Source organism: Paenibacillus herberti (assembly GCF_002233675.1).
Lineage (GTDB): Bacteria > Bacillota > Bacilli > Paenibacillales > Paenibacillaceae > Paenibacillus_O > Paenibacillus_O herberti.
Genome location: NZ_NMUQ01000003.1, coordinates 475,908 through 499,052, shown reverse-complemented (window position 1 = coordinate 499,052; position 23,145 = coordinate 475,908). Strand labels below are relative to the sequence as shown.

Genomic DNA, 23,145 nt, shown 5'->3' with positions numbered 1-23,145 from the left:
ATGGCTTTCGGTTATAGCTCTACAATCGCCTTAATGACCTTCGAGGCAGGGTTCAGCCAAACGTCGAACTGTCCAACCATCTCCTCGAAGCTGGCGCGATGAGTGACATACCGTCCGATATCGATGCCGCCAGCTTTAAGCGCCTCCAGCACGCGGTCGAAATCTTCCTTAGTCGCATTGCGACTGCCCATAAGAGTCATTTCCCGCTTATGGAATTCGGAATCGTTGAACGAGATATCATTTTTCACCAAGCCTACATAGACCAATGTACCGCCATGAGCCGCATAAGAGAATGCCGTTTCCATTGACTTGGAATTGCCTGTAGCATCAAACACAATCGTCGGATAATCGCCATCTGTCAAACGCTGGAGCTGCTCCGCAGCTCCATTGGATGCGTTAACGATATCGTCGACGCCAGCCCATGAGCGGCAAAAAGCCAAGCGCTCGTCGTTGACATCCATCGCAATAACTTTGGCCCCCGCATATTTGGCAAAAGCCATTACACCTAGCCCAATCGGCCCTGCGCCGATTACGAGCACAGTCTCACCCGCCGTCAGCTTGGAGCGGCGAACAGCATGAGCGCCAATCGCCAGGGGCTCCAGCATGGCCGACTCATCTAGAGTCAAGCCATCCGTCCGAATCAGATGCGAAGTCGGCACGGCAATCCGCTCCCGCATTCCGCCGTCCGTATGAACGCCAAGCACCTTCATCGAGGTGCAGCAGTTCGTTTTTCCATTGCGGCAAGCTACACAGATTCCACAGTGCAAATACGGGATAACAGCGACCTGATCTCCCACCTGTAGACCATGCTGACCCTCGTTTACCTGTACAATCGTACCCGACAGCTCGTGGCCCAGAATACGAGGATAAGAGAAAAACGGCTGATTGCCTTTAAAGGCATGCAGATCGGTTCCGCAGATCCCGACTCTGCGAATTTGTACAATTGCTTCTCCCGGCAACATTTCTGGTTCCGGCAAATCATCGCGATACTGGAACGACTCGACCGCCTCGCATACAATACCCTTCATCGCTTTAATGCCCGCCTTCGTTTAACTGAATTTTGGTGTTGTATTGGGGTCTTCCGCTGACCCAGGTTTCATTTAATACAGGAGCTAACAGCTCTTGCACTGCTTTAAGCAGCTCTTTATTGATTGGCTCATCGACCCACATGGCGTTTTTGACGATATTCACCGGGTTCGCCGTGCTGACGAGTGTAGTAGGAATAAGCTCATTGGAAGTGGAAAACTGCACCGCAAGCTTGGCAATATCTTCGCCATGCGACTCGCAGAACTGAGCAGCTGCTTTGCATGCCGCTTTTAGTTGCGGACTTGCTGGATGCCAGTCGGGCGCTCCACGCATACCAAGCAGACCCATCGACAGAGGGGAGGCATTTACGAGGCCAATGTCTTTGGATTCCAGCAATGGCAGCAGATTCAAGAGTGAAGTGTCATTCAAGGAATAATGGCAATACGAAATAATCGCATCAACGTCGACCTTTGGCAGCATATATTCGAACAGCTCCAAAGGCAGGCCGCAAATACCGGTAAAGCGGATTTTCCCTTGCTGTTTCAATTGCTGCAAAGCCGGAATAGCTTCCTCGATGATAATGTTTGCCGGCACAAATTCGATATCATGCAGGAAGAGCACATCGATATAATCCGTATGAAGGCGCGCCAAGCTTTCCTCAACGCTTGCCGTAATTCTTTTCGCCGAAAAATCGAACTCATCCGCTCCATAACGCCCTGCTTTTGTAGAAAGCAAAAACTTGTCACGCGGGATTTGTTGAATCGCTTTGCCAAGCACCGTCTCGGCCTTTGTCAGCCCGTAATAAGGGGACACGTCAATCAGATTGATGCCTGAATCTACGGCAGCATGTACCGTCGTGATGGCCTCGCCATCATCTGTGTTCCGGAAAACGGAGCCGAGCGATGAAGCGCCAAAACTCAGTGTGGAAACATCCAGGCCCGTTTTTCCCAGCTTGCGGTATTTCATTAAAGAATCACCCCGTCCTTAAATATCGCTATTTCACGAAACCCATTCCGCTCGTTATTCGTTTTGCGCTCGCCGGAAGCCAGCTCAATGAGGTAACTCATTAATTCTTCGCTCATCTCCGGCATCGACTTGCCTTCCAGCAACTGTCCGGCATTATAATCGATCCAGTTCTTTTTATGCCGCGCAAGATCCGAATTGGTAGCAATCTTCACCGTAGGAACGGGTCCGCCGAACGGCGTGCCGCGTCCCGTCGTAAACAAGACGATATGAGCACCTGCCGCCGATAAAGCCGTCACGGAAACGAGATCATTTCCCGGCGCTTCCAATAAATTGAGCCCGTTTTGACGGACTCGCTCGCCGTATTTCACAACATCCTGCACCAAAGCTCTGCCGCCCTTCTGAGTGCAGCCGAGCGACTTCTCCTCCAGCGTGCTTATGCCGCCAGCTTTGTTGCCAGGAGAGGGATTCTCATAGATTTCTTGACCATGACGGATAAAATACTGCTTGAAATCGTTGATGAGAGTGACGATATTCTCAAAAACGCCTTCATTGACAGCACGATCCATAAGGATCTTCTCCGCGCCGAACATCTCTGGCACTTCGGTGAGAATCGCCGTGCCGCCGACTTTGATCAAGGAGTCGGATATTGAGCCGACGAGCGGATTCGCCGTAATGCCGGAGAAACCGTCGGAACCGCCGCATTTTAAGCCAATCTTTAATTTAGAAAGAGGCACCGGCTCCCGCTTGAAGCTCGCCCCATAGGAGGCCAGCTCTTGGATCAGTTCCAAACCTTTTTCCAGCTCATCCTCTTCGGTCTGGGCGCTCATAAACTTGACGCGATGTTCGTCATAAGAACCGATCGCCTCTTTGAACAGCTCGATCCCATTGTTCTCGCAGCCGAGTCCGACGACAAGCACTCCCGCAGCGTTGGGATGGTTAACCAGCGAAGCGAGCAGCTTCTGTGTGAACTGAAGGTCATCGCCAAGCTGTGAGCAGCCGAATGGATGGGCAAAATGGAACACACCGTCGATCCGCGCCCGGGCAAGATCGCTTCCGCGCTTAGCCAAAATCTCACAAGTTTTGTTGATGCAGCCAACCGTGTTGATGACCCAGATTTCATTGCGGATGCCAACCTCGCCGCTCGGTCGGACATACCCTTGGAACATCGGGACCTCGCTTGCCAGCTCCTGCTCCTGCTCCTGCTCCTGCTCCTGCTCCGCGATCGGCTCGTAGCTATACTCAAGAATGGTACCAAGCCCTGTCCGTAGATTATGGGTATGCACCCATGATCCTGCCTCGATATCTTCCTTGGCTTTGCCGATGGAATATCCGAATTTGTATATATCCTGTCCGAGCGAAGTTGGTACCGTCAGTATTTTATGACCCTTAGGAATATCCTCGCGGATCGTAACAACAAGCTCGTTCTCAAGCACGATACTTTCACCGGAAGCGATGGGCCGAAGCGCAATGACAACCCCATCCTGATCCGACAAGCGAAGCCAATCATTCATTCCCCTCTCCCCTTTCCAGAACTTCCGATTGTACAATGACCGATTCCGCCAATCCGCTCCAACTACTGCCCCAAAGCTCCTTGTCAGCAAGGATGGCTCCAATAGCGTCGGCATTTGATGCGCCTGCGGCTTGCCAATGGCCAGCGATCCGATCAAGGGCGTTGGAGTCGTCTCGAACGACATAACGGATACCCTTCAACGACGTCCCCGTGAATTCGCCATCCGAGCCCTTGGTTACTTTGTAATAACGCAGCAGCGCCGCCAAGCCAAGGGCAAGCCTCGCAGGTATCGCTTCTCCCGACTCAGCGTAATGAGCTAGGGTCGGCATAAGCCGGACGCTGAATTTGCCCATCGAGTTCATGGCAATATCGGCAAGCCGATGGCGGATGTAAGGATTGCCGAAGCGATCGAATACGCTGTCCGCGTAGGTTTTAAGCTCATTTTCCCCGTAGGGCAAGGTCGGAAGAATGTCTCTCCATACCGTCTCTCGCACCGCTGCGCCAAACTCTGGATGTTCCATGAACGCCCGGACATGCTCGATATCATGCAAAATGCCCAGCGGAGCCATCCATGTGTGCGCGCCGTTGAGAATGCGAACCTTCTGTTGCTGAAACGGCTTCAAATCATCCGTCCAGTGAACGTTCAACCCGGCCTTCCGCAGCGGAAGAATGGCTTCCAGCTCAGGCTCGGCCTCAATCGCCCATAGATGATAAGGCTCCGCGGTACACAGCAGCTCATCGCGGTACCCCCACTCGTGGAACCACGCTTCAGCTTGCGCTTCCTCCGGATATCCAGGTACAATGCGATCGACAAGCGAGCTCAAGAAACGATTATGTTGTTTAATCCAGTCATGGAATGCGGCCGGGAACTTCCAGTCCTTGGAATACTGCAGGACTGCAGCCTTCAGTACATCCCCGTTCCGCTCAAGCAGCTCGCATGGAAGCAGAATCAGCCCCTTCTCAGGATCACCAAGGAACGTTTTATAGCGTTCATACAGCAAGTAGGCTATTTTTCCAGGGTAGGATTGGATCGGTCCTCCCGTCAGCTTCTCTGGGCGATATACGAGTCCGGCTTCCGTTGTATTCGAGATGACGATACGAAGCTCTGGACTTGCTGCTAGTTCGAGTAGACGCTTCCACTCCGAATAGGGATCGAAAGCTTGCGAGAACACCCCAATAGTTTCCTTCCGACACACCTCCTGGCCATTTTCCAGCCCTTGGGTAACAAGCGTGTACATGCCGTCTTGTGCGGCCAGTTTCTCGATTTTGGCCCTTCCCGATGGCCGGGGCTGGACCACCGCAATGCTTCCTGAGAATAATCCCTGGTTTCTGCAAGCTTGAATCATCCAGTCTGTGAATCCACGCAGAAAATTGCCCTCGCCAATTTGCAGGATGGTCACCGGCGCTCCTTGAACTTCGTCCAGCCTGCCTCTGCCCCTCTCGTCTAACGCTGCCCGGTTCAATAACAAACTCATAACTTGTAAAACTCCTTCGCATTAAGACCAAACAGCTTGGCGCGTTCGCCCTCTCCCCAATGAGCTGGGATTGCTTCCTGCAAAACCGCTACAACGGCATCGTACTCTGCCGCCAGCAAACAGACCGGCCAATCGCTGCCAAACATGACCCGGTCAGGCCCGAACAGCTCTAATACATGCCCGATATAAGGCTTGAAATCTTCCGGTTTCCAGCTCCCATGATCGCCTTCCGTCACCATTCCCGATAGCTTGATATAGATATTGGAATGCTTCGCGATTTCTTTCATCGATTTCAGCCAATTGTCTATTTCACCGTTGCTAATCTCAGGCTTGGCAATATGGTCGATGACCCCGCGCAGCCCTGGAACCCCATTCAGAAGCTGAACGGTATGCTCCAACTGGCGGGACAACAGCAGCAAATCTACCGGAACATCATCCGCTGCGTATCCTTTCAGCGCTTCCACAAATTCAGGCTCCAAAATTCGGCTGGAATCCGGCATTTCCTGAATCATGATACGGAAGCCTTTGAATTTATCATGTTTATTGAAGCGGTCAAAATGCTGGCGATGTGCGGGATCGAATAAATCCAACCAGCCGACCACGCCGAGTATGTTGGAATCCTGCTGATCCGCGAGAGAGAATAGATACTCTGTTTCCTCTAAAGTAGGCGCTGCCTGCACGGCAACCGTGCCGTCCAATCCATGTTTCATTAAGTGAGGCGCAAGATCCTCCGGCAAAAAGTCCCGATAAAGAACAGGGATGTCCGGCGTAATCCATCCGTAATCACCGCGTTCAATTCGCCAATAATGCTGATGAGAGTCGATTCGCATCTCCATTCCTCCTTCTGTTAATCTCATTATAAATAATCAAAATTTACAATGATATGATCTATATATTCATATTTGTACTCTATTTTGATATTATGATGGGACGAACTTATTCATTGGAGATGATCCGTATGGAGCCCTTCCGCAAGCCCTTTATAGGAGATCCGTTATTTCCCTTTCATATCATCCATCAGCATGTCAAACATCCTGAGGATGAGCTTCCCGATCATCTCCACGAGCACTTTGAGCTCGTTTATATCCATCAAGGAACAGGTACCTTTTTTATAGATAACACGCTGTATGAGAAAAAAAGCGGGGACCTGTTCATTATTCCAGGCAATACCGTACATCGCTCCCTGCCGGATGAGCTCAATCCGATTATTTCCACGGCGATTTTTTTTACGCCTGCTTTTGCCGCTGGAGAAATCTACGATCATTCCTACTCGCTGTTGCAATGCTTCGATATCGCTCGTGGCCAAAAACATTATAAATTCGATCTGACGGAAACAGTCCGTTCAAGCGTTGAAAGCTCTATGGAATGGATTCATAGGGAGCAAACCGATCAGCTTGAAGGGTATCGGGCGTCAATTCGTCTTGAGCTCGGAAGACTGTTATTACATTTGAACCGCCATCTAGCTCGTCATTTTACCCCTAGAGCAGGGGATAAACGAATAGGACCCTCTTGGATTAAGAGGGCCCTGCTTGAAATAGATGCGCAGCCTGGACTAGCGTATAGCTTGGTCGAATTTGCCGAGAAATCTTCTGTTTCTCCGCCTCATTTTTCACGAGTATTCAAGCAGTTTACAGGGATGAATGTTACCGATTATGTGAATGCCAAACGAATTATTCAAGCCAAAGGTTTGCTGCTGGAATCCGACGAGAGCATCGCCAACATTGCGGAGAAATGCGGGTTTATGAGCATTCCGCATTTCCACCGAATTTTTAAGGGCTTAACAGCTTCAACTCCAGCCGCTTATCGACGGAAAAACCTAGTTGAGCAGCCGTAACGGCTTAAATGGCATCGTTATAAGCAAGTGTTAGCAGGGTCACGACGATAATGGTAAAGGTTATAAGTAAAACTTTAGGTATTTTGCTGCTCATATAGTTGCCCCAGCCTTTTGCGAACGAGCTTCTTTGTCGATTAATCTCATCACTTTTTCAGCAGCCCCATCCGTCTCGTGCCTACTCATACGGGCCGAATATAATTTCCGGTCACGATAAACGGCGTCTACCGCGCTCAGAAATGCCGCTTTTGTCAGCTCTTCCTCATATAGAAGCTCAGCGTATCCCGCGTTTTGAAAATGGTGTGCGTTCAGCAGTTGGCCTGTCCGTGCACCGCCGATCACATGTGGAATAAGGAGCATAGGCTTTCGTAAATGCAGCCATTCATGAATCGCATTGGAGCCGGCCCGCGAAACAACCATATCCGCCATTGCCATCAGATCGGGAAGCTCAGCATGGGCATATTCAAGCTGTATATAACCTGAAAACCGATCGTAGGAAGGATCCATTTTACCGACCCCGCAAATATGAACGACCTGATAGCTCATCAACAGTTCAGGCAGTGCTTCTCTGACGATACGATTAATTCGTTCCGCACCTTGGCTGCCTCCCATAATAAGAACAATAGGCTTGTCGTCGTCAAATCCGCGTCGCTGAATGCCTCTCGCCCTGCTCCCCAGCTTCAGTTCCTCTCTTAAAATAGGTCCTATATGCATGGTCCTGTTATCGTTGATCCAGTAAATCTGAGACGTTCCCGCAAAGGTCGTACCTATAACTCGGGCAAAACGGCTAGAAATCCGATTGGCTAGACCCGGATACAGATCAGGCTCGAAAATAAGAATCGGGACCCTTTTGTAGCGGGCGCCAATAACAACTGGAACCGCCACAAAACCTCCCAAGGAAAACATAGCGTCCGGCTTGATCCGCAACATAAGGAATATCGCTTGTAAGATGCCGAGTGTAAGCTTGAAAAAATCCGATACATTTTCCCAAGACCAGTATCGTCTCAGCTTTCCCGTGGAAACCGAATGGTATTGGACCGCATCAAGCCCACCGACCAATTGACGCTCGATTCCATGCTTGGAGCCAATATAATGGATTTCCCAGCCTTCTTCCAATAATCGCTGGATCAAGACAAGATTCGGCGTTACATGTCCGGCCGAACCGCCTCCCGTAAGGACTATTTTTCGTTTCATGCTAAAAACCCACCTTGATGAAGCAACTGTCCGATCTCTTCCTGCGACATCTTCCAATCGTCCGAATGATACCCTCGCCGGGCCAGCTCACTGCGTTGTCCATCATCCACTGTCTGTTCACCGCTTGAACACGGGGGCATAATGACAAAATATCGCTCATCTTGATCAACAACATGATTACTTTCCGTTTCCGTGATCAACGTTTCATGCAGCTTCTCTCCTGGACGAATACCTACATATCGGATATTGGCGATGCTGGAGCCGGAGTATTCAATCATCACCCGAGCTAGATCAGAAATATTGCATGCTCCCATTTTCGGGATATAGATTTCTCCACCTTGGCTGCTCTCCATAGCTACCTGCAATATTTGAACCGCATTGCCCAAGGTTAGGAAAAACCTCGTCATTCCGGGATCGGTCACAGTAAGATCATGGCCTTCCTTGAGCTGCCGCTGGAACAAAGGAATGACACTTCCGGCGGAACCGAGCACATTGCCGCTTCTGAAACACGCAAATGTAGTTCCAGCCGACCTAACATTGGCGGATAAAATAAGCTTTTCACCCAATGCTTTAGTCATGCCGTAGGTACTATTAGGATTAGAAGCTTTGTCCGTAGATACATACATGACTTTCCGCACGCCGCTTTCCATGGCAGCATCAATCACATTTTGCGTCCCCATTACGTTTGTCTTAAGTGCGCTCTCCGGCTGTTCTTCACAAATTGGGACATGTTTAAGCGCCGCCAAATGATAGACTTCGTCTACATCGGAACAAGCCATCATTAATTCCGATTTATCCCGGATATCGCCAATCACGAATTGCAGCCTAGGGTCACCAATTTCGCGATGCATTTGTACTTGAAGCGATTCGTTTCTAGAGAAAATGCGAATTTCCTTCGGTTGTGTCAGCAACAGCTGTTTGACCAGCTCCACTCCCCATGAGCCTGTACCGCCGGTCACTAAAATCGTTTTATCCATAATTCATCTTGCCTCCATCTCTCCATGGCTCGTTTCCGATCACATAGGATAAGTCTAATCAGGTTGTGTTACACCAGTTTGACAATCTGGGAGAACGACAAAAAGACTGCCAGAGTCATCTGGCAGTCTTGGCAGTCTTATATAACTAGTTCCATCTTACTTCCCACTTCGTAATTCGGCCCTGCGGCACCCATTCAACTACAAACACACAGTCATCGTCTACACATAAACCATGCGGAGAGATGAAACGTCCGTCCACCCAATTGTCCGGGGGGATGCCGGGCCATCCAGGAACTTGCCAAATGGAGGGGTTTTCGCCCGTATGCGCGGAATGCTGGAAGCTGCCGTCCGTAATCGTAATTCGGCCGTTCAGGTCCGGCAGGATAAATCCGTCTTTACCAAAGGGAACCAAGTCGCAAGGAAGCAGGAAATCACCGCTATAAGTTTCAATAAAGGTGCCATCGAGTTGGAAAGCAACGAAGCGCTGGTTCCGTCGGTCTGCAACGTATACGATGGGCTCCTCTGGACGGGTATCGATCCCTAATCCATGGGGCTCGTGTAAGACATGCTCGGCACCTTCCTTGCCACCCCAGTGCTGCAGCCATCGACCCGTTCGGTCAAAACGATGAACCGCATACTGTCCGTATCCATCTACCACGTAGATATCGCCATTCGGGGCAACATCGATGTCCGTCGGCATATAATGCCCCGGCGTCGGGTAGAGATCGGGAAGCGGCGGGACGCCTACCGTAAATACTTCTTCCCCATCCAGCGTGTACTTAGCGATCAGATGGCGTGAAATATCGGTTAAGTACAAGTACTCTTGGCCATCCTCTTCCTTGCGGAGATGCATGCCGTGAGCCCCTGCTGCAAAATCGCTTCCCCATGAATGCAAAAACTGTCCCGAGGAATCGAACACGGCCACAGCATGCTGGCTCATGTTGAAAACAAATACTCGCTTTTGAGAATCTACGGCGATACCATGCGTAAATCCGAGCGCAACGTCTTCCGGAAGCTTCGCCCAACCCGGCACGAGATGAAGGCTGATCGTTGAATTAGGCATGGCGCTTCACCAACAGCGGGAATAATGGCCCTTTAAATGGCTGATCTTTCTTCAAATTCGATCCCTCCGTAACGATATGACCATTCCCGTTATACGTGATCCCATCAGGCATATAAATAATGGCTAATGCGCGTCTTGGACGGTCGGTCACATTCGCATGTGCATAGTGGAACGTCAATCCGTTATGAAACGTACAGCTGCCTGCTTTAAGCGGTACAACAACAGGTTTTTGATCGTCCAATTGCCCGCCCTCTACATAATCGAATATATTTTGAGGCTCCAAAAAGTTAATTCCGGTTAACTTCCCGAGTTTATGCGACTTGGGCACAAAAGCCATGCAGCCGTTTTGCTCATTGACGTCATCCAAGGCGATCCAGATGGAAAGCATGCCCCGCTCAGCCTCATTGACCGGCCAATAGGGAGTATCTTGATGCCAAGGAGTTGGTTTAGAATCACCTGGCATTTTCCAAAGTCCATGGTCATGGAAAAAGCGGATTTCATTGGACCCGGTCAAATCGAGCGCGGCCTTCGCAAACTTTTCATGAAAGCTGAATTTGCCCATTCCGCCATGGTCTCTCCAGGTGTTCACCTTCTGATTCAACACCCGGAAGTAAGCGCCACCATTTTTGTCGGTCTTTACAGAACGGCCGCTATCCTCCTGCATCGCTTCCTCCAGATACTCCCGAAGCTGTTCCAGCTCTTCGCCCGTAAGCATATTTTCTACTTTGACGAATCCATTCTCGCGATAAAAAGAAACCTGTTCATCGGTAATCTGTGCTGCAGGGGTACCCATCCAATGTAGCCTCCTTGGCTTGTGATATGCCCCTATCATACAAGGTGATTAATCAAAGGAGGATGGAGAGAATTCGGAAGTTTTTGTAATAAAGTCGAATGTGAAAATGCTTGTTGATGCCACCTCGGATTAATGGTTTAATTCAACTTAGAATAAAGTCGAAGACTAGGATGTGATTGCAATGGCCAACATCTATCGAGTCGACTACAAAACGTTATCCCCTTATGTCAGATTTATTCACGAGGTCGTCGTTCATCCAGGAGCTCATCTCCACGAACGATATATTTATGATCATGAGTTTATATTTGTGGTCAGCGGATCAGGCTGGCTGAGAATCGAAAACAATAAGTATCCGATGGAGCCGGGAGATTTGTTGTACATACGCCCGCATAAGCTGAATGAGATGTATGTATTCGAAAAGGAGCCGATGCACTGTTTTGCCGTCCACTTCGATTATATGTTTCTTGGTGAATCAACCGATTTCTCCCCTTCCGTCTATCTAGGCCGGAGGCAAGGAGAGATCATTCCAGATGTGAATTGGCTAAAAGCCCGTCCATATGCTGAATTAATGGACTTGGATATTCCTGAGCGTATGACGCCAAGCCGAACGCATTCGTTTCATGAAGCGTTCAAGGAGTTGGTCTTACACTTTAATGAGTCGAGAGCCGATGCCCATATTTGGCTAAAGTCCTCCCTGCTGCGACTGTTAGGGCTTGTTCATCAGGAGCTGACGACTAAAGAAGGAATACGAATTCATAATTCCCATGCCGATTTGATGCTGGAAGCCGTTCAATTTATGCAACAGAATTACACGCAAAAAATCGATTTGCCTATGTTAGCCGCAAGAGCCAATCTTTCTCCTAAATATTTTGGCTCTCTTTTCAAACAAGCGACAGGACAATCCGTTTCCCAATATTTGCTCGGTCTGAGAATCGAGGAGGCAAAGCGATTGCTTCGATTGCATAAGTTTACGATCAAAGAAATTGCCGATGGGGTAGGAATCCCCGACCTGTTCTACTTCAGCAAGTTATTTAAAAAGATGGAAGGGCTTTCACCTAAAAAATATGCGGAGTCAATGCCTCCGCTTATTCATAGCTTCCCTCCGAATTCGGGCTAGTCGGGTCTTTGAAACTTTATTTTCAAAGATGTAATCTATTTGTAATATTACCTTCAGCTAGACTTCATTTATGCGGCTTATACTTACTTTCAGACCCCCCTTATTCATATATTCTCTCTGGGCCCGCCTATAAGGCGGGCCTCTTTTTATGTGCGAAACACTAGCTAATTGGATCAGTTAATCGGATCAACGGCCGCCTTTAGCTCCACTTCAAGCTCCTGAAGGAAAGACTGTTTCTGGCGTACCGAGCTGCCAAGCTCCTCCGCCATGATGCGGACGACTTGTTCCTTCCATTTCATCACGGCTGCCCGGTCAAAAAAGAGCGCCCCAGTCCGGCGGATCAAAAAATCCGCCGGCTTGACTGCCATCTCATGCCGGATGGCGTAAAGTAGCTCCGCATGTACCGAGCGCGGCAGCTCACCGCTTCCGGCGACTGTGCCGGGCCCGGCTTGACTGCTAAGAGATCCGGGCAATGCGCCTCCGCGCCTATTGCGTTCGTCGGATGGTAGCAGTTGCAGTACAGCATCCGCGTTACTCCCATAACGCACGGCCAATCGCTCCGCCTCCATTGCACCAAGGCCAAGCTGCCGACCGCGCTCCCCTGCGGCAGCGGTTGCCGCAGCGAACCCGGCTGCTCCGCCGACATCGCCGCCGGAGATGGGCATCGTCCGTGTATGACAGCGGCCGAACGGTCCGAGCCCCTCCGACTGCAGTTCCCCAGCGACACGGTCCGTAACCGTCTCGGCCATCTTGCGATAGCCGGTCAGCTTGCCGCCGGCAATCGTGAATAATCCCGATTCCGAGTGGAAAATCTCATCCCGCCGTGATATTTCTGATGGGCTTTTGCCTTCTTCGTAGATTAACGGTCTGACACCTGCCCAACTCGACTCTACGTCAGCCTCGGTCAAAGCAAGGCTTGGAAACATAACAGCTGCCGCCTCTATTACATACTTGCGGTCCTCCGCTGTCATCCGCGGATGGGTCGCATCGCCGTGGTAGTCAGTGTCGGTCGTACCAACATAAGTTTTGCCATCCCGAGGGATGGCGAACATCATCCGCCCGTCCGGCGTATCAAAATAGACCGCCTGCCGCAGCGGGAAGCGCGCCCCGTCAAAAACGAGATGGATACCTTTGGTCAGACGCAGCGTTTTGCCCTTGCGGGAGCCGTCCAGCTCGCGGATTCCATCGACCCAAGGGCCGGTCGCATTAACGATACGGCGTGCACGCATGATGAAGCTCCTGCCGCTGATCGTATCGACAGCCTTGATGCCGCAGAGCCGTCGCCCGCTGGCCGCACGGCCGCTGAGTTCAGCTTTTCCGGCAGCATGGGCATCCCTGCTTCGGACGTTCCCTGTCCGCTCACCGGCCCTCTCACTGCCCCCGGTGCTGCCGTCCTCGTAAAGCAACTCCTCCGCCTTGACATAGTTCACGGCGAGGGCGCCAAGCTCGGCTGCTTTTTTGACCACCTCGATCGTCAGCCGGGCATCATCTGTACGGTACTCGACATAGTATCCGCCGCCCTTCAGACCTTCCCGGCGCAGCAGCGGTTCCCGCTCCGCAGTCGTGGCAGCTCCCAGCATCCGCCGCCGCTCCCGCAGCTTAACGCCGGCCAACCGATCATACAGCGCCAGACCAAGCGAGGTGGACCATCTGCCGAATGTACCTCCTTTGTAAATCGGCAGCAGCATCCATTCCGGGGTCGTCACATGCGGACCGTTCTCGTAAACTACGGATCGCTCCCTGCCAACCTCGGCGACCATCCGCACCTCTAACTGCTTGAGGTAGCGCAGACCGCCATGGATAAGCTTCGTCGATCGACTGGAAGTTCCGGCCGCAAAATCCTGCATTTCCACAAGCGCCACACGCATTCCTCGCGACTGGGCGTCGAGCGCGATGCCCGCACCGGTAATACCTCCTCCGATGACGAGCAGATCCCATTGCTCCGTTTCCAGCCTACCGAGCATAGCTTCTCTGTTAACAGCGGAAAAGTTCCCTCCCCCGTGTGCTACAGAGCCAGTCATACCTGCTTCTGCTTTCACACCTACTTTTACTTTCATTCCTGCTTTTCCTTCCATCCGTTCACTGCTTTCCATTCCGTGACCCTCCTTACCACCTGGGCAAACGCAATAGATTCCACACCCAGTCCTGATGGTGATCGATTGTAGGATATAGAAAAACCACAAGCTGCCGAGCTACCTTGTCCTATCAAAGACAACTCAGCGCTTATGGCGTTGACTTCTGCCGAGCGGCTTGTTGTATCATCAAGGTGCCAAATGTCGCCGTTATTGAAACGCTCTTGCCGCCGCTACCGCTTTTTTCCACCCGCTGTAAAGCTCGACGCTTTGCTCCGGCGGCATCGCTGGAACGAACTGCCGCTCCATGCGCCAAATCGCCTCCAGCTCCTGTCGATCCTGCCAATAACCTGAGGCTAGTCCTGCCAAGTAGGCGGCGCCGAGCACCGTTGTTTCATTGATTTCCGGCCGCTCCACTGGCACGCCCAAAATATCGCTCTGGAATTGCATGAGGAAGCTATTTTTCACAATGCCACCGTCAACGCGCAGTGCGGACAGCTCCATCCCGGATTCTTTTTCCATGACAGCAAGTACATCCTTCGTCTGATAAGCAAGCGCCTCCAGCACAGCGCGCACAAAATGCTCTTTCTCCGCGCCGCTAGTCAGGCCAAATACCGCTCCGCGCACCTCACTGTCCCAGTAGGGAGTCCCCAGCCCGACAAACGCCGGCACGACATAAACTCCCTTGGTAGAATCAACACGGGATGCATACATCTCGCTCTCCTTTGCCGACTTGATCATGCGCAGCCCATCGCGCAACCACTGGACCGCCGAGCCGGCAACGAACACGCTGCCCTCAAGCGCATATTCCGCCGAGCCGCCTGCCGCGCTGCAAACAATTGTAGTCAGCAGACCATTGCTAGAACGGACCGGCTTGGAACCGGTGTGCATCAGCATGAAGCAGCCAGTGCCGTAGGTGTTTTTAGCCATTCCTTCTGAAAAGCAAGCTTGTCCGAACAGCGCAGCCTGCTGGTCACCAGCAACGCCAGTTATCGGAACCTGACACCCAAAGAAATGCGCCTCCGCCGTAACGCCGAACTCGCCAGAGGAAGGACGAGCTTCCGGCAGCATCGCTGCCGGTATGTCAAGAATGGCGAGCAACTCTTCATCCCATTTCAGCTCGTGGATATTGAACAGCAGTGTACGGGAAGCATTTGTATAGTCGGTGAGATGCATCGCTCCTCCGGTCATTTTCCAGATGAGCCACGCATCAATTGTCCCGAACAACAGCTCCCCATGCTCCGCCCGCTCCCGCGCTCCCTCGACATGATCCAGAATCCACTTAATCTTCGTACCCGAAAAATAAGGATCAATGAGCAACCCCGTCTTGCTGCGGAAAGTCTCCTCATGTCCCTGCTCACGCAGCTCCTGACAGATGTCGGCCGTCTGTCGGGACTGCCACACTATAGCTCGGTGAATGGGATAACCTGTCGCCTTGTCCCACACAACTGCCGTCTCGCGCTGATTCGTAATGCCAATCGCTTCGATCTGATTCGGACGAAGCTGCGCCTTGGACAAGGCCGCAGCGATGACACCGAGCACCGACACCCAAATTTCGCTGGCGTCATGCTCTACCCAGCCCGGCTGCGGATAATACTGTCGAATCTCCTCTTGGGCCGAGGCAATGAACTCTCCGCTCCGGTTGATGATAACCGCCCGGCTGCTCGTCGTACCCTGATCGATGGACAGAATAAAGGTTTCACTTGAAGGCGTTCTGCTCATGGCCGATTCCTCCCGATTAACATTTGCTCCTTTGTAGCATGGCAAGTCGCGGAGCGTTTCTCCGCAAGTTATGCCTGATTATATCGATTTTTTGCAAACGCTGTCAATGGAATGGAACGCGGAGGAAGGGGGCTTAGCTGTGCCACGGTACGGCCGGAATCAGCATCAGCTCCCTCCCTCCTTCAATCACTCACCAACTGCTATGTCAGCAGACCTGCTCTTTTGCAAAGGAATAGCAACGACAACTGTCGTACCTTGGCCTGGATTGGATTTCACACTAATTCGCCCGCTGTGGGCGATGGCAATAGAACGGGCGATGCTCATTCCGAGCCCGGCTCCTTCGGTTGATTCATCGGTGCTGGTGCCCCGGTAATAACGGTCAAACAGTTTGCTTTGCGTCTCTTCATCCAAACCGATGCCGTCGTCGCTCACTTCAATCAACGCCTCCGTTGCCTGCCTCAAAACGCGAACTGTAACCTGGGTCCCCCGTGGATTATGCTTAACCGCATTGACGAGCAGATTGTCTAACATACGCTGCAGCCACTTCGGACTCCCCGCAATCAGCAGGTCTCGCTCCCATTCCTCGTATGCAAAGCCGATTCCCTCGATAGTTGCATCATTAACATAACGCAGCACTGTTCGACGAACGAATTCATTGCATTCTATAGGCTCCAGCGGGAATGAAACGGTATTATTGCGCAGCTGAAACGTAAGGGAAAAGTCCTGTAAAAGGCCAAGCATATAGTCGCCTTTATCACGTATAGTCCTGCCTACTTCACGGAGCTCCTTCTCGTCCCAGGCGAACTCGCCGCTCTCCAGCAAATGCCCGTAGCCCTGAATCGTCGATAGAGGAGTCCGCAAATCATGCGAAATACCGGTCATCCATTCCTCCCGAGTTTGCTCCAGCCTTCGCAGCTCTCGCTGAGAGGAGTCTAGCTTGGTCGCCATTTCATAGAAACCGGCGATCATCTCTTTATATAATCTGTAGCGAAAACGAATTTTCCCATTTCGCCTGAACACTTTTTTGCGCTCTTTTTCCGTTAGAGCCTCGCTGTACTTGCCCTGACTCATGCGCTCGAACCAGCTTGTGAACAGCATAAGCGGCTGACCATAACGATAACCATGCCAGATGGAAATAAACAACGAAGACAATAACAGCAAGCCGGCGAATATGGCCAGAACGACAATCACTTCTCTAAATAAGCTTTGTGAAACAAAGACGCCTGATGGCTTCTTTTGCTGGATCAGCCAAACATAATCCGAGCTCTCATCCAAGTAGAATGACAGATCAACCGGGTAGTTTCCCGGCTCCGCGCGCATAGATATAAGCTCCAGCGGAGAATAGTTCGTTTTACCGCCAGAGTCGCCGGAATTATCCGAGCCACTGGAACCACTGGAACCATTAGAACCGTGAGTGCTACCAGAACCTCCGAAGCTGTCGGAAGCTCCTGAAGACCCAAGCGACTGAACAATCTCCCCCTTGCCATTAACGATTTGCAGCGTGTTCCCTGCATCGTTCAATTGCCTGTTCAGCTCAGCCGTCCCACTGTCCCGTACAACACCATTTTCCGCATACTGCCCGAACCAGGTTTCAAGCTGGCTCGCTCCTTTATCCTTCTTCCCCATCAGATACAAAGCTGCTTTTTCGTCACTTTCGGTCTCATTCAGCAGAGAGGAAACAACATGATAAGGCCCCATTCGCCGCGTCTCTCGAATACGCAGCAGCTCTCCCGCGCCATAACTGGTCTTGAGCTCATTGTCAGCAGGGGAGGAATAAATGACAGCGCCGGAGTAGTCAATAATCTGAAGCCAGTAACCGTTGTCCATAAGCAGCTTATCCCATCGCTTATTCACCGTAACCTTGCCGTCCTTAAAAACGCTGTCGAGCTGAATGCTCTCCAGGGCAGCTGAGGAGAAGGTCCGCTTCAAATCCCGATTGACGAAGTACTGCGTAGAGAGCAGCGTAGATAGTACGATTAACAGCAGGATAAAAACCCATAACAACACGACCTGGTAGGTGAAGTGCAGCGCCAAGCGGATACGAATCCGCTTCATCCTTCCGTACCTCGGACCAGTTTATAACCGAGCCCCCGTACCGTTAGCAGATAATCCGGATTACCAGGGTCGATCTCGATACGCTCACGTATTTTGCGGATATGCACCATGACCGTATGATCATCTCCGCAACCATCGATCCCCCACACCTTTTCGTATAACTGGGATTTGGAAAAGACGATGCCGGCATTCCGGCAAAGGAAAAGCAGAAGCTGGTACACTTGCGCCGGACAGGATATCTCCCTTCCCTCTACCTTGAGTGCCCCTGAAAATTCATCCAGTACAAAGCGCCCAAAGTTATATCTTCTTCTATTGCTCTCGTTATCCGGTCTGCTGTCGCTCTCCCATCTCGATTCCGATGCCGCTGGAGGTGCTGTTCCCGTTGCCGCATCAATCAATGCATTCCGGCGTAGCCGAGCTTTAATGCGCGCGGCAATTTCCAATGGATTGAACGGCTTGGTGACATAATCATCCCCTCCTATTGCGAAGCCCGTCAGTACATCCAGATCAGAGGCGCGCGCCGTGAGAAAAATAATATGAGCATTCGATCCCTGACGGATCTTAGGACAGAGATCAAATCCCGAGCCATCCGGGAGCATGACATCCAGCAAAATGATATCCGGTGCAAAGCTAGAAGATGCCTCCAAGGCATCCTTCGCATTGAAAACAGCGTAAATATCCTTGAAGCCCTCCTTGCGGAGAACCATTTCAATTAGTTGAACAATCGATTTTTCATCATCCACGATTAAAATTCGGGCTTTATGCATCATCATCCACCTCAGCTAAATTGTACCAGAGCCGTTTAAATTCTAGTTAAACTTCATTCCCTTTACATCCAGAAAAAGGTTTATCGGGAATTTAAGATGGAATGTTAATCTGATTCCAGAGGTGAGGGAGATGGAGACAGAGATGAAGATGGAGCAACAAACAAAGAGAATTCATTTGGTAGATAGCATGAGGGGATTCAGCTTGCTTGGCATTTTGCTAGCCAATATGCTGATTTTCCAGTACGGGCTGTTCGGCACCGACAAGCTTAATTTATTTCCTGCCGTTGCTGGAAACTCGATTTTTTACGAAGTGACCGTAATCCTGATTGAGGGCAGCTTTATGCCAATCTTCGCTTTTCTGTTCGGCTACAGCCTGCTTAAGCTAAAAGAAGGCCTTGTAGCGCAAGGTCGCAAGCCGGGTTGGGCGCTCTCTAGAAGGTTTCTACTGCTGATGAGCTTGGGAACTCTGCATAGCGTCTACATCTGGGAAGGAGATATTTTAATTTACTATGGAGGTTTAGGATTCCTTCTACTGCTTTTCTTGAACCGCAAGCCCAAAACGCTGCTCGTCTGGGCCATTGTGCTTATGTCGCTTATGGGCCTGCTTGGATTTATATCCGATAGTCCCTCCGACCCGTCAATCATAGAAATGGATAAAGAGACGCTCACTTATGTACAGGAAACCGTTACCCTTTATCCAGAAGGCACTTATAGCGAGATCAAACATCACCGCAACACAGAAAGTCCGATCAAAGAAGACCCGGTATTCCTTATTGCCTTGCTGTTGTTAGCGCCGCTCATTTCGCTTCCCATGTTCCTGCTCGGCATTTATGCGGCCAAAAAAAGCTGGTTCCAGAACCCGGATATGGAGTCCCCCATGTATGCAAAAGGGGCATTGATCTTCATCACACTCGGAATCGGACTCAAATTGCTCAAGTTCGTATTTCCCGGAATGGTCCTCTCAGGCGGGCCCGTATTGTCGATCGGTTACATCATGGCTTTTGCCCTCATTTACAGCAAGCTAATGTCGCCGACATGGCGCAGCCGCTTCGCTGCGGTAGGTAAGCTGTCGCTGACGAACTACTTGATGCAGAGCGTCATCTGCACGACCATTTTTTATGGATATGGATTAGGTTGGTTCGGTAAAATCGGGGTTAGCGCCGGCATTCTGCTGGCTGTTCTGATCTATTCCGTTCAATTGTTTGCAAGCAGCTGGTACGTCTCGCACTTCCGTATCGGACCCGTCGAAAGGCTGCTGCGCATGGGGACCTATTTCACTCTGAGCGGTAAGGTTAAACGGAGAATTTCTTGAGCTGGTAGTAAGCCCGCCGTTAAAATAAAGGAGGAGACCCCTTGTCATGGTCTCCTCCTTTGTTTTGCATTTATATTAGCTGAACGAGTTACTCTGCCGACCCAAGCCCCGCACAGTCTCCGTAAACTCTCGCGCACGCTGCTCCATGAGCTCGAATCGGCCCTCCCGAGCCCATTGCAAATTGACCAGCTTACTGCCGAGACCAACAGCATCCGCTCCAGCTCGGAAATAATCACCGATATTGTCCAGATCGACCCCGCCCGTAGCCATCATCGGGATATGATCCAGCGGTGCTTTCAGCTCTTGCAAATAACGATGGCCGAGCGAAGCCATTGGGAATATTTTCACTGCTTCGGCGCCAGCTTTCCAAGCACGTACGATTTCGGTCGGCGTCATAACGCCGGGCCACACCGATACGCCTCTCTCTGCGCCGTATGTTATGACCGCCTCGTCCAGATTAGGTGAGATTAGAAACTGTGCCCCTGCCGCGATTGCCTCGCGAGCCCCCTTCTCATCCAACACGGTGCCCGCTCCGACGAAGGCCAAGCCATCCAGCTGCTCCCGCCAACGCGCCAAAATCGGCAGCGCAGCGTCCGTGTTCATGGTCACTTCCATGAGGCGGATACCTCCGTCTGCCAGCGCCCGGGCGGCACGATCCGCTTCGGCTTGCCCGATGCCACGGAAAATGGCGACGATCTTTTCCTGCTGCAGCGTCTCCAGCAATGAGCCCATTCTCACACTCCCCCTTCTTCCACCCCAGTTGCGTCCCAGTAGTCATATAGAATTTTGCCAAAAAGATTCGGAAACGCATAATCCCGCATCTGATTCCGGCCGATCCAACGATACCCGTCGGGCTCATCCGTCGCGTTAGGCGCGGACGACTCCGCAGACGAATATGGCGCAGCCGACTCTGCGGCGATTATCGCTGGCTGCTGCGCAACTTCTGTGGGCAGAGCGCCAGCTTGGCGTAGCCCAGCTGGCCATACGGCGCGGCTTGCGCCCGTGTCCAGCTCCGCCACATACACCCTCATCATCCAGTGTAGATGGCTGAATGTATGCTCCTCCGCCGCGTGCCAGCGGCGGGCAACAACGCGCAGGCCGCTCTCCGCCTGCAGCCGCTGTAGCAGCTCAGCGGCATCCTCGGCCTGCCGCTCCACCGGCGGCTCGGCAGCCGCCGCCAGCTTGGCTGCTCGGCCGCGCGGCTTAACCGCCGGCTCGTCCAGCTGCACATGGGGCAGCTCCCAAAGGCTGGCCAGCAGTCCGCTGTCCGGGCGCTGCCGGATCAGCACCTTTCCGGCATGCTCGCCGGTGCCTTCAATGATTGCGGCAAGCCGCGCCTGCGGCTTCGGCGGTTTTGCCTTTGCCTTAATTGGCAGCTCTGTCTCGCGTCCAGCCAGCCGTCCCGCGCAATGGATCATGACGGGGCAAGTCAGGCATCCAGGCGTGCGCGGCGTGCATACTAGAGCTCCCAGCTCCATCAACGCCTGATTGAAATCCCCAGCCGCTCCTTCGGGAATAAGCGATGCAGCAAGCTTTTCCATACCAATCCGTGTGCTCGGCTTGGCGATATCCTCGTCTCGATTATAATACCGTGACAGCACGCGCATGACGTTGCCGTCGACAGCAGGCTCTGGCCGATTGAATGCAATGCTCATAATTGCACCGGAAGTATAGGGGCCAACTCCCTTCAAAGCGGACACAGCCGCTTTGTCATCTGGCACCTGACCCCCATAACGCTCCATGACCTCGCGAGCACCTGCTTGTAGGTTGCGGGCACGCGAATAATAGCCAAGACCTTCCCAATGTTTTAACACATCGGGTTCAGGCGCTTCGGCCAACGCCTGCAGCGTTGGAAAGCGGTTCATGAACCGCTCATAGTAAGGAATTACGGTATCCACCCGTGTCTGTTGGAGCATGATCTCCGACACCCAGACTCTGTAAGCCTCACGGTTTTGCCTCCAGGGCAGCGTCCGCTTGCTCATTCGGTACCAGGCCAGCAATTCCCGGCTGAAATAACTGGCTGCGGTGTCCACCGTGCTTGATAAATTCATTGATATGGCTCCTTCCAAGCAGCCTTGCACTTGCAAGCCTTGCGATGTGAATCTCTATTGATTTGAACTTGTAAAAACAGAACTCGCTCCGCGAACAAATTCCGGCTTCCGATTCTTTGTTGTGGCTGTTATTCCTTGCTCTAATTGCTGAACGTTCTGTAGCTAATATGAGGCGTACAAGCCATGCCGCGCATTCTGTAGGCAGCACTGCTATGCGCCGGAAGTGCATCCTCCATCCAGCCGAATTCCTCCATCCAGCGGGTAGATTCAATCCCAACACTAGCCGGCTGTTGCACTCGCTGCTCCTTCTTGCTTGCCATTAACTGGCGGTATCGGCGAGGCGCCATGCCTACCTGTTGCTTGAACAAGCGGGAAAAATAAGGATTATTAAGGCCAACCGCTCGGGCCGCCTCCTGAACCGGAGTGTCTCCGCTGTCCAGCAGTTCGCGAGCATGCTCAATTTTGCGCTGATTGACATATTGGATTGGTGTAAGCCCTGTCAGGCTACGAAAATAAGTGATAAAGTAATTGGGATGAAGATAGATTTGCCGGGCCAGTTCCTCTACGGTTGGATTATCCGCCAGATGCTCGTCGATATAGTTCAGCACGCCAGATAAAGCCTGCAGCTCAGGATCGTTGAACCACTCGGCATGATCTATCAGTCCGCCTTCTAGGAAAAAAGCGACTAGTTCCATGACGATTGCACGGGCTCTCAGCTCATCTGCTAGAGTCAGCTGTCCCTTCAGCTCCACCAGTTGGTGAAAAAGCTGCTCAACCCGCTGAGGGTCGGCCATGCAAGAAAATAGAGGAAGATTCAGCAGGCGGATAAACTCCGATGTGCCTGCATCTAAATGGAAGCAAATCCAGTAGAAACGGAAGTTTTCTTCATTAGCTACCGTACAGTTCATCGTAACCCCTTGAGGAATGAAATACAGTTCCCCGGGCTGGGCCGAATGTTTCTCTCCTTGATTCAGTTGAATCTCACAGCGCCCTGACAAAGGCAGCATGAGGCAATGCTGCTCATGCAGCAATGGTTGTTCTGTCCGGCCGCCCGGCTTAAGTTCGCTGCAAGCGGCGAGAGTGAAAGTGGCATGTAGCTGTCTCAGACGGCTTCTCATGATGACGGATTTATTTTGATCCATCCGCTCAGCTCCCTGCTGTGGTAAGACTTGCGAGTCTATCGTCCCGCTTTCCGGTCTATTATACGAAATAAT

At 51.7% G+C, this 23,145-nt stretch carries 19 protein-coding genes; 3 read left to right on the top strand and 16 right to left on the bottom strand.

The genetic code is table 11. The features are described from left to right. Positions 1-11: 11 nt before the first annotated feature. Genes CGZ75_RS21710 through CGZ75_RS21690 form a run of 5 tightly spaced genes read right to left on the bottom strand, consistent with a single transcriptional unit; the run spans position 12 to position 5,807 of the window. A complete protein-coding gene (locus CGZ75_RS21710) occupies positions 12-1,028 on the bottom strand; it encodes a zinc-binding alcohol dehydrogenase family protein (protein ID WP_089526347.1) in 1,017 nt (338 codons plus the stop codon). Between the two features lie 4 nt (positions 1,029-1,032). Next, a complete protein-coding gene (locus CGZ75_RS21705) occupies positions 1,033-1,992 on the bottom strand; it encodes an aldo/keto reductase (protein WP_089526346.1) in 960 nt (319 codons plus the stop codon). After that, complete coding sequence (locus CGZ75_RS21700; protein ID WP_089526345.1) at positions 1,992-3,503, bottom strand: UxaA family hydrolase; 1,512 nt, start codon at positions 3,501-3,503, stop codon at positions 1,992-1,994. The genes CGZ75_RS21705 and CGZ75_RS21700 overlap by 1 nt, the downstream gene beginning before the upstream one ends. Further along, positions 3,496-4,977: a tagaturonate reductase gene (locus CGZ75_RS21695; protein ID WP_089526344.1), complete on the bottom strand. Its 1,482-nt coding sequence runs from the start codon at positions 4,975-4,977 to the stop codon at positions 3,496-3,498. The genes CGZ75_RS21700 and CGZ75_RS21695 overlap by 8 nt, the downstream gene beginning before the upstream one ends. Beyond that, positions 4,974-5,807 (bottom strand): amidohydrolase family protein, encoded by an 834-nt coding sequence (locus tag CGZ75_RS21690; protein WP_176444956.1) that lies wholly within the window; start codon positions 5,805-5,807, stop codon positions 4,974-4,976. Before CGZ75_RS21690 ends, CGZ75_RS21695 begins: the two co-directional genes overlap by 4 nt. A 128-nt stretch (positions 5,808-5,935) precedes the next feature. Here CGZ75_RS21690 and CGZ75_RS21685 point away from each other — a divergent pair, with 128 nt between their 5' ends. After that, positions 5,936-6,811 carry an AraC family transcriptional regulator gene (locus CGZ75_RS21685; RefSeq protein WP_089526342.1) on the top strand — a complete coding sequence of 292 codons (876 nt, stop codon included), beginning with the start codon at positions 5,936-5,938 and terminating at the stop codon, positions 6,809-6,811. A 90-nt stretch (positions 6,812-6,901) separates the two neighbouring features. On the opposite strand, the gene CGZ75_RS21680 is transcribed toward CGZ75_RS21685, so the two are convergent. The 4 genes from CGZ75_RS21680 to CGZ75_RS21665 all read right to left on the bottom strand — a co-directional run bounded on the left by CGZ75_RS21680 (position 6,902) and on the right by CGZ75_RS21665 (position 10,835). Next, positions 6,902-8,002, bottom strand: a complete 1,101-nt coding sequence (locus CGZ75_RS21680) for an undecaprenyldiphospho-muramoylpentapeptide beta-N-acetylglucosaminyltransferase (RefSeq protein WP_089526341.1) — start codon at positions 8,000-8,002, stop codon at positions 6,902-6,904. Further along, positions 7,999-8,979 carry a polysaccharide biosynthesis protein gene (locus CGZ75_RS21675; protein WP_089526340.1) on the bottom strand — a complete coding sequence of 327 codons (981 nt, stop codon included), beginning with the start codon at positions 8,977-8,979 and terminating at the stop codon, positions 7,999-8,001. Before CGZ75_RS21675 ends, CGZ75_RS21680 begins: the two co-directional genes overlap by 4 nt. 145 nt (positions 8,980-9,124) lie before the next feature. After that, the gene (locus CGZ75_RS21670) at positions 9,125-10,042 is read right to left on the bottom strand and encodes an NHL repeat-containing protein (RefSeq protein ID WP_089526339.1); all 918 of its coding nucleotides are present in this window, start codon (positions 10,040-10,042) and stop codon (positions 9,125-9,127) included. Then, on the bottom strand, positions 10,035-10,835 hold the full coding sequence (locus CGZ75_RS21665; protein ID WP_176444955.1) for a phytanoyl-CoA dioxygenase family protein: 801 nt from the start codon (positions 10,833-10,835) through the stop codon (positions 10,035-10,037). Before CGZ75_RS21665 ends, CGZ75_RS21670 begins: the two co-directional genes overlap by 8 nt. Positions 10,836-11,016: 181 nt before the next feature. Here CGZ75_RS21665 and CGZ75_RS21660 point away from each other — a divergent pair, with 181 nt between their 5' ends. Next, positions 11,017-11,952, top strand: a complete 936-nt coding sequence (locus tag CGZ75_RS21660) for an AraC family transcriptional regulator (protein WP_089526337.1) — start codon at positions 11,017-11,019, stop codon at positions 11,950-11,952. Positions 11,953-12,125: 173 nt separating this feature from the next. Here the strand turns inward: CGZ75_RS21660 and CGZ75_RS21655 are convergent, their stop codons facing one another. The 4 genes from CGZ75_RS21655 to CGZ75_RS21640 all read right to left on the bottom strand — a co-directional run bounded on the left by CGZ75_RS21655 (position 12,126) and on the right by CGZ75_RS21640 (position 18,568). Beyond that, a complete protein-coding gene (locus CGZ75_RS21655) occupies positions 12,126-13,916 on the bottom strand; it encodes a glycerol-3-phosphate dehydrogenase/oxidase (protein WP_089526551.1) in 1,791 nt (596 codons plus the stop codon). A 318-nt stretch (positions 13,917-14,234) separates the two neighbouring features. Continuing rightward, entirely contained in the window at positions 14,235-15,746 is a 1,512-nt protein-coding gene (gene glpK, locus CGZ75_RS21650) for a glycerol kinase GlpK (RefSeq protein WP_089526336.1), read from the bottom strand. Between the two features lie 186 nt (positions 15,747-15,932). Further along, positions 15,933-17,801 carry a sensor histidine kinase gene (locus CGZ75_RS21645; RefSeq protein ID WP_089526335.1) on the bottom strand — a complete coding sequence of 623 codons (1,869 nt, stop codon included), beginning with the start codon at positions 17,799-17,801 and terminating at the stop codon, positions 15,933-15,935. After that, positions 17,798-18,568, bottom strand: a complete 771-nt coding sequence (locus CGZ75_RS21640; RefSeq protein ID WP_089526334.1) for a response regulator transcription factor — start codon at positions 18,566-18,568, stop codon at positions 17,798-17,800. Before CGZ75_RS21640 ends, CGZ75_RS21645 begins: the two co-directional genes overlap by 4 nt. 148 nt (positions 18,569-18,716) lie before the next feature. Between CGZ75_RS21640 and CGZ75_RS21635 the strand changes: the two genes are divergently transcribed. Beyond that, entirely contained in the window at positions 18,717-19,880 is a 1,164-nt protein-coding gene (locus CGZ75_RS21635; protein ID WP_089526550.1) for a DUF418 domain-containing protein, read from the top strand. 75 nt (positions 19,881-19,955) lie between these two features. Here the strand turns inward: CGZ75_RS21635 and CGZ75_RS21630 are convergent, their stop codons facing one another. The 3 genes from CGZ75_RS21630 to CGZ75_RS21620 all read right to left on the bottom strand — a co-directional run bounded on the left by CGZ75_RS21630 (position 19,956) and on the right by CGZ75_RS21620 (position 23,073). Beyond that, positions 19,956-20,612 (bottom strand): bifunctional 4-hydroxy-2-oxoglutarate aldolase/2-dehydro-3-deoxy-phosphogluconate aldolase, encoded by a 657-nt coding sequence (locus CGZ75_RS21630; RefSeq protein WP_089526333.1) that lies wholly within the window; start codon positions 20,610-20,612, stop codon positions 19,956-19,958. 2 nt (positions 20,613-20,614) lie between these two features. Then, positions 20,615-21,931 carry an A/G-specific adenine glycosylase gene (mutY, locus tag CGZ75_RS21625; protein ID WP_089526332.1) on the bottom strand — a complete coding sequence of 439 codons (1,317 nt, stop codon included), beginning with the start codon at positions 21,929-21,931 and terminating at the stop codon, positions 20,615-20,617. A gap of 140 nt (positions 21,932-22,071) precedes the next feature. Continuing rightward, the gene (locus tag CGZ75_RS21620; protein WP_089526331.1) at positions 22,072-23,073 is read right to left on the bottom strand and encodes an AraC family transcriptional regulator; all 1,002 of its coding nucleotides are present in this window, start codon (positions 23,071-23,073) and stop codon (positions 22,072-22,074) included. Positions 23,074-23,145 lie beyond the last annotated feature (72 nt).

Coding starts and splice junctions, on each gene's coding strand:
- CGZ75_RS21710 (WP_089526347.1), bottom strand. CDS start 1,028: ATGAAGGGTATTGTATGCGAGGCGGTCGAGTCGTTCCAGTATCGCGAT.
- CGZ75_RS21705 (WP_089526346.1), bottom strand. CDS start 1,992: ATGAAATACCGCAAGCTGGGAAAAACGGGCCTGGATGTTTCCACACTG.
- CGZ75_RS21700 (WP_089526345.1), bottom strand. CDS start 3,503: ATGAATGATTGGCTTCGCTTGTCGGATCAGGATGGGGTTGTCATTGCG.
- CGZ75_RS21695 (WP_089526344.1), bottom strand. CDS start 4,977: ATGAGTTTGTTATTGAACCGGGCAGCGTTAGACGAGAGGGGCAGAGGC.
- CGZ75_RS21690 (WP_176444956.1), bottom strand. CDS start 5,807: ATGCGAATCGACTCTCATCAGCATTATTGGCGAATTGAACGCGGTGAT.
- CGZ75_RS21685 (WP_089526342.1), top strand. CDS start 5,936: ATGGAGCCCTTCCGCAAGCCCTTTATAGGAGATCCGTTATTTCCCTTT.
- CGZ75_RS21680 (WP_089526341.1), bottom strand. CDS start 8,002: ATGAAACGAAAAATAGTCCTTACGGGAGGCGGTTCGGCCGGACATGTA.
- CGZ75_RS21675 (WP_089526340.1), bottom strand. CDS start 8,979: ATGGATAAAACGATTTTAGTGACCGGCGGTACAGGCTCATGGGGAGTG.
- CGZ75_RS21670 (WP_089526339.1), bottom strand. CDS start 10,042: ATGCCTAATTCAACGATCAGCCTTCATCTCGTGCCGGGTTGGGCGAAG.
- CGZ75_RS21665 (WP_176444955.1), bottom strand. CDS start 10,835: ATGGGTACCCCTGCAGCACAGATTACCGATGAACAGGTTTCTTTTTAT.
- CGZ75_RS21660 (WP_089526337.1), top strand. CDS start 11,017: ATGGCCAACATCTATCGAGTCGACTACAAAACGTTATCCCCTTATGTC.
- CGZ75_RS21655 (WP_089526551.1), bottom strand. CDS start 13,916: ATGCTCGGTAGGCTGGAAACGGAGCAATGGGATCTGCTCGTCATCGGA.
- glpK (WP_089526336.1), bottom strand. CDS start 15,746: ATGAGCAGAACGCCTTCAAGTGAAACCTTTATTCTGTCCATCGATCAG.
- CGZ75_RS21645 (WP_089526335.1), bottom strand. CDS start 17,801: ATGAAGCGGATTCGTATCCGCTTGGCGCTGCACTTCACCTACCAGGTC.
- CGZ75_RS21640 (WP_089526334.1), bottom strand. CDS start 18,568: ATGCATAAAGCCCGAATTTTAATCGTGGATGATGAAAAATCGATTGTT.
- CGZ75_RS21635 (WP_089526550.1), top strand. CDS start 18,717: ATGGAGCAACAAACAAAGAGAATTCATTTGGTAGATAGCATGAGGGGA.
- CGZ75_RS21630 (WP_089526333.1), bottom strand. CDS start 20,612: ATGGGCTCATTGCTGGAGACGCTGCAGCAGGAAAAGATCGTCGCCATT.
- mutY (WP_089526332.1), bottom strand. CDS start 21,931: ATGAATTTATCAAGCACGGTGGACACCGCAGCCAGTTATTTCAGCCGG.
- CGZ75_RS21620 (WP_089526331.1), bottom strand. CDS start 23,073: ATGGATCAAAATAAATCCGTCATCATGAGAAGCCGTCTGAGACAGCTA.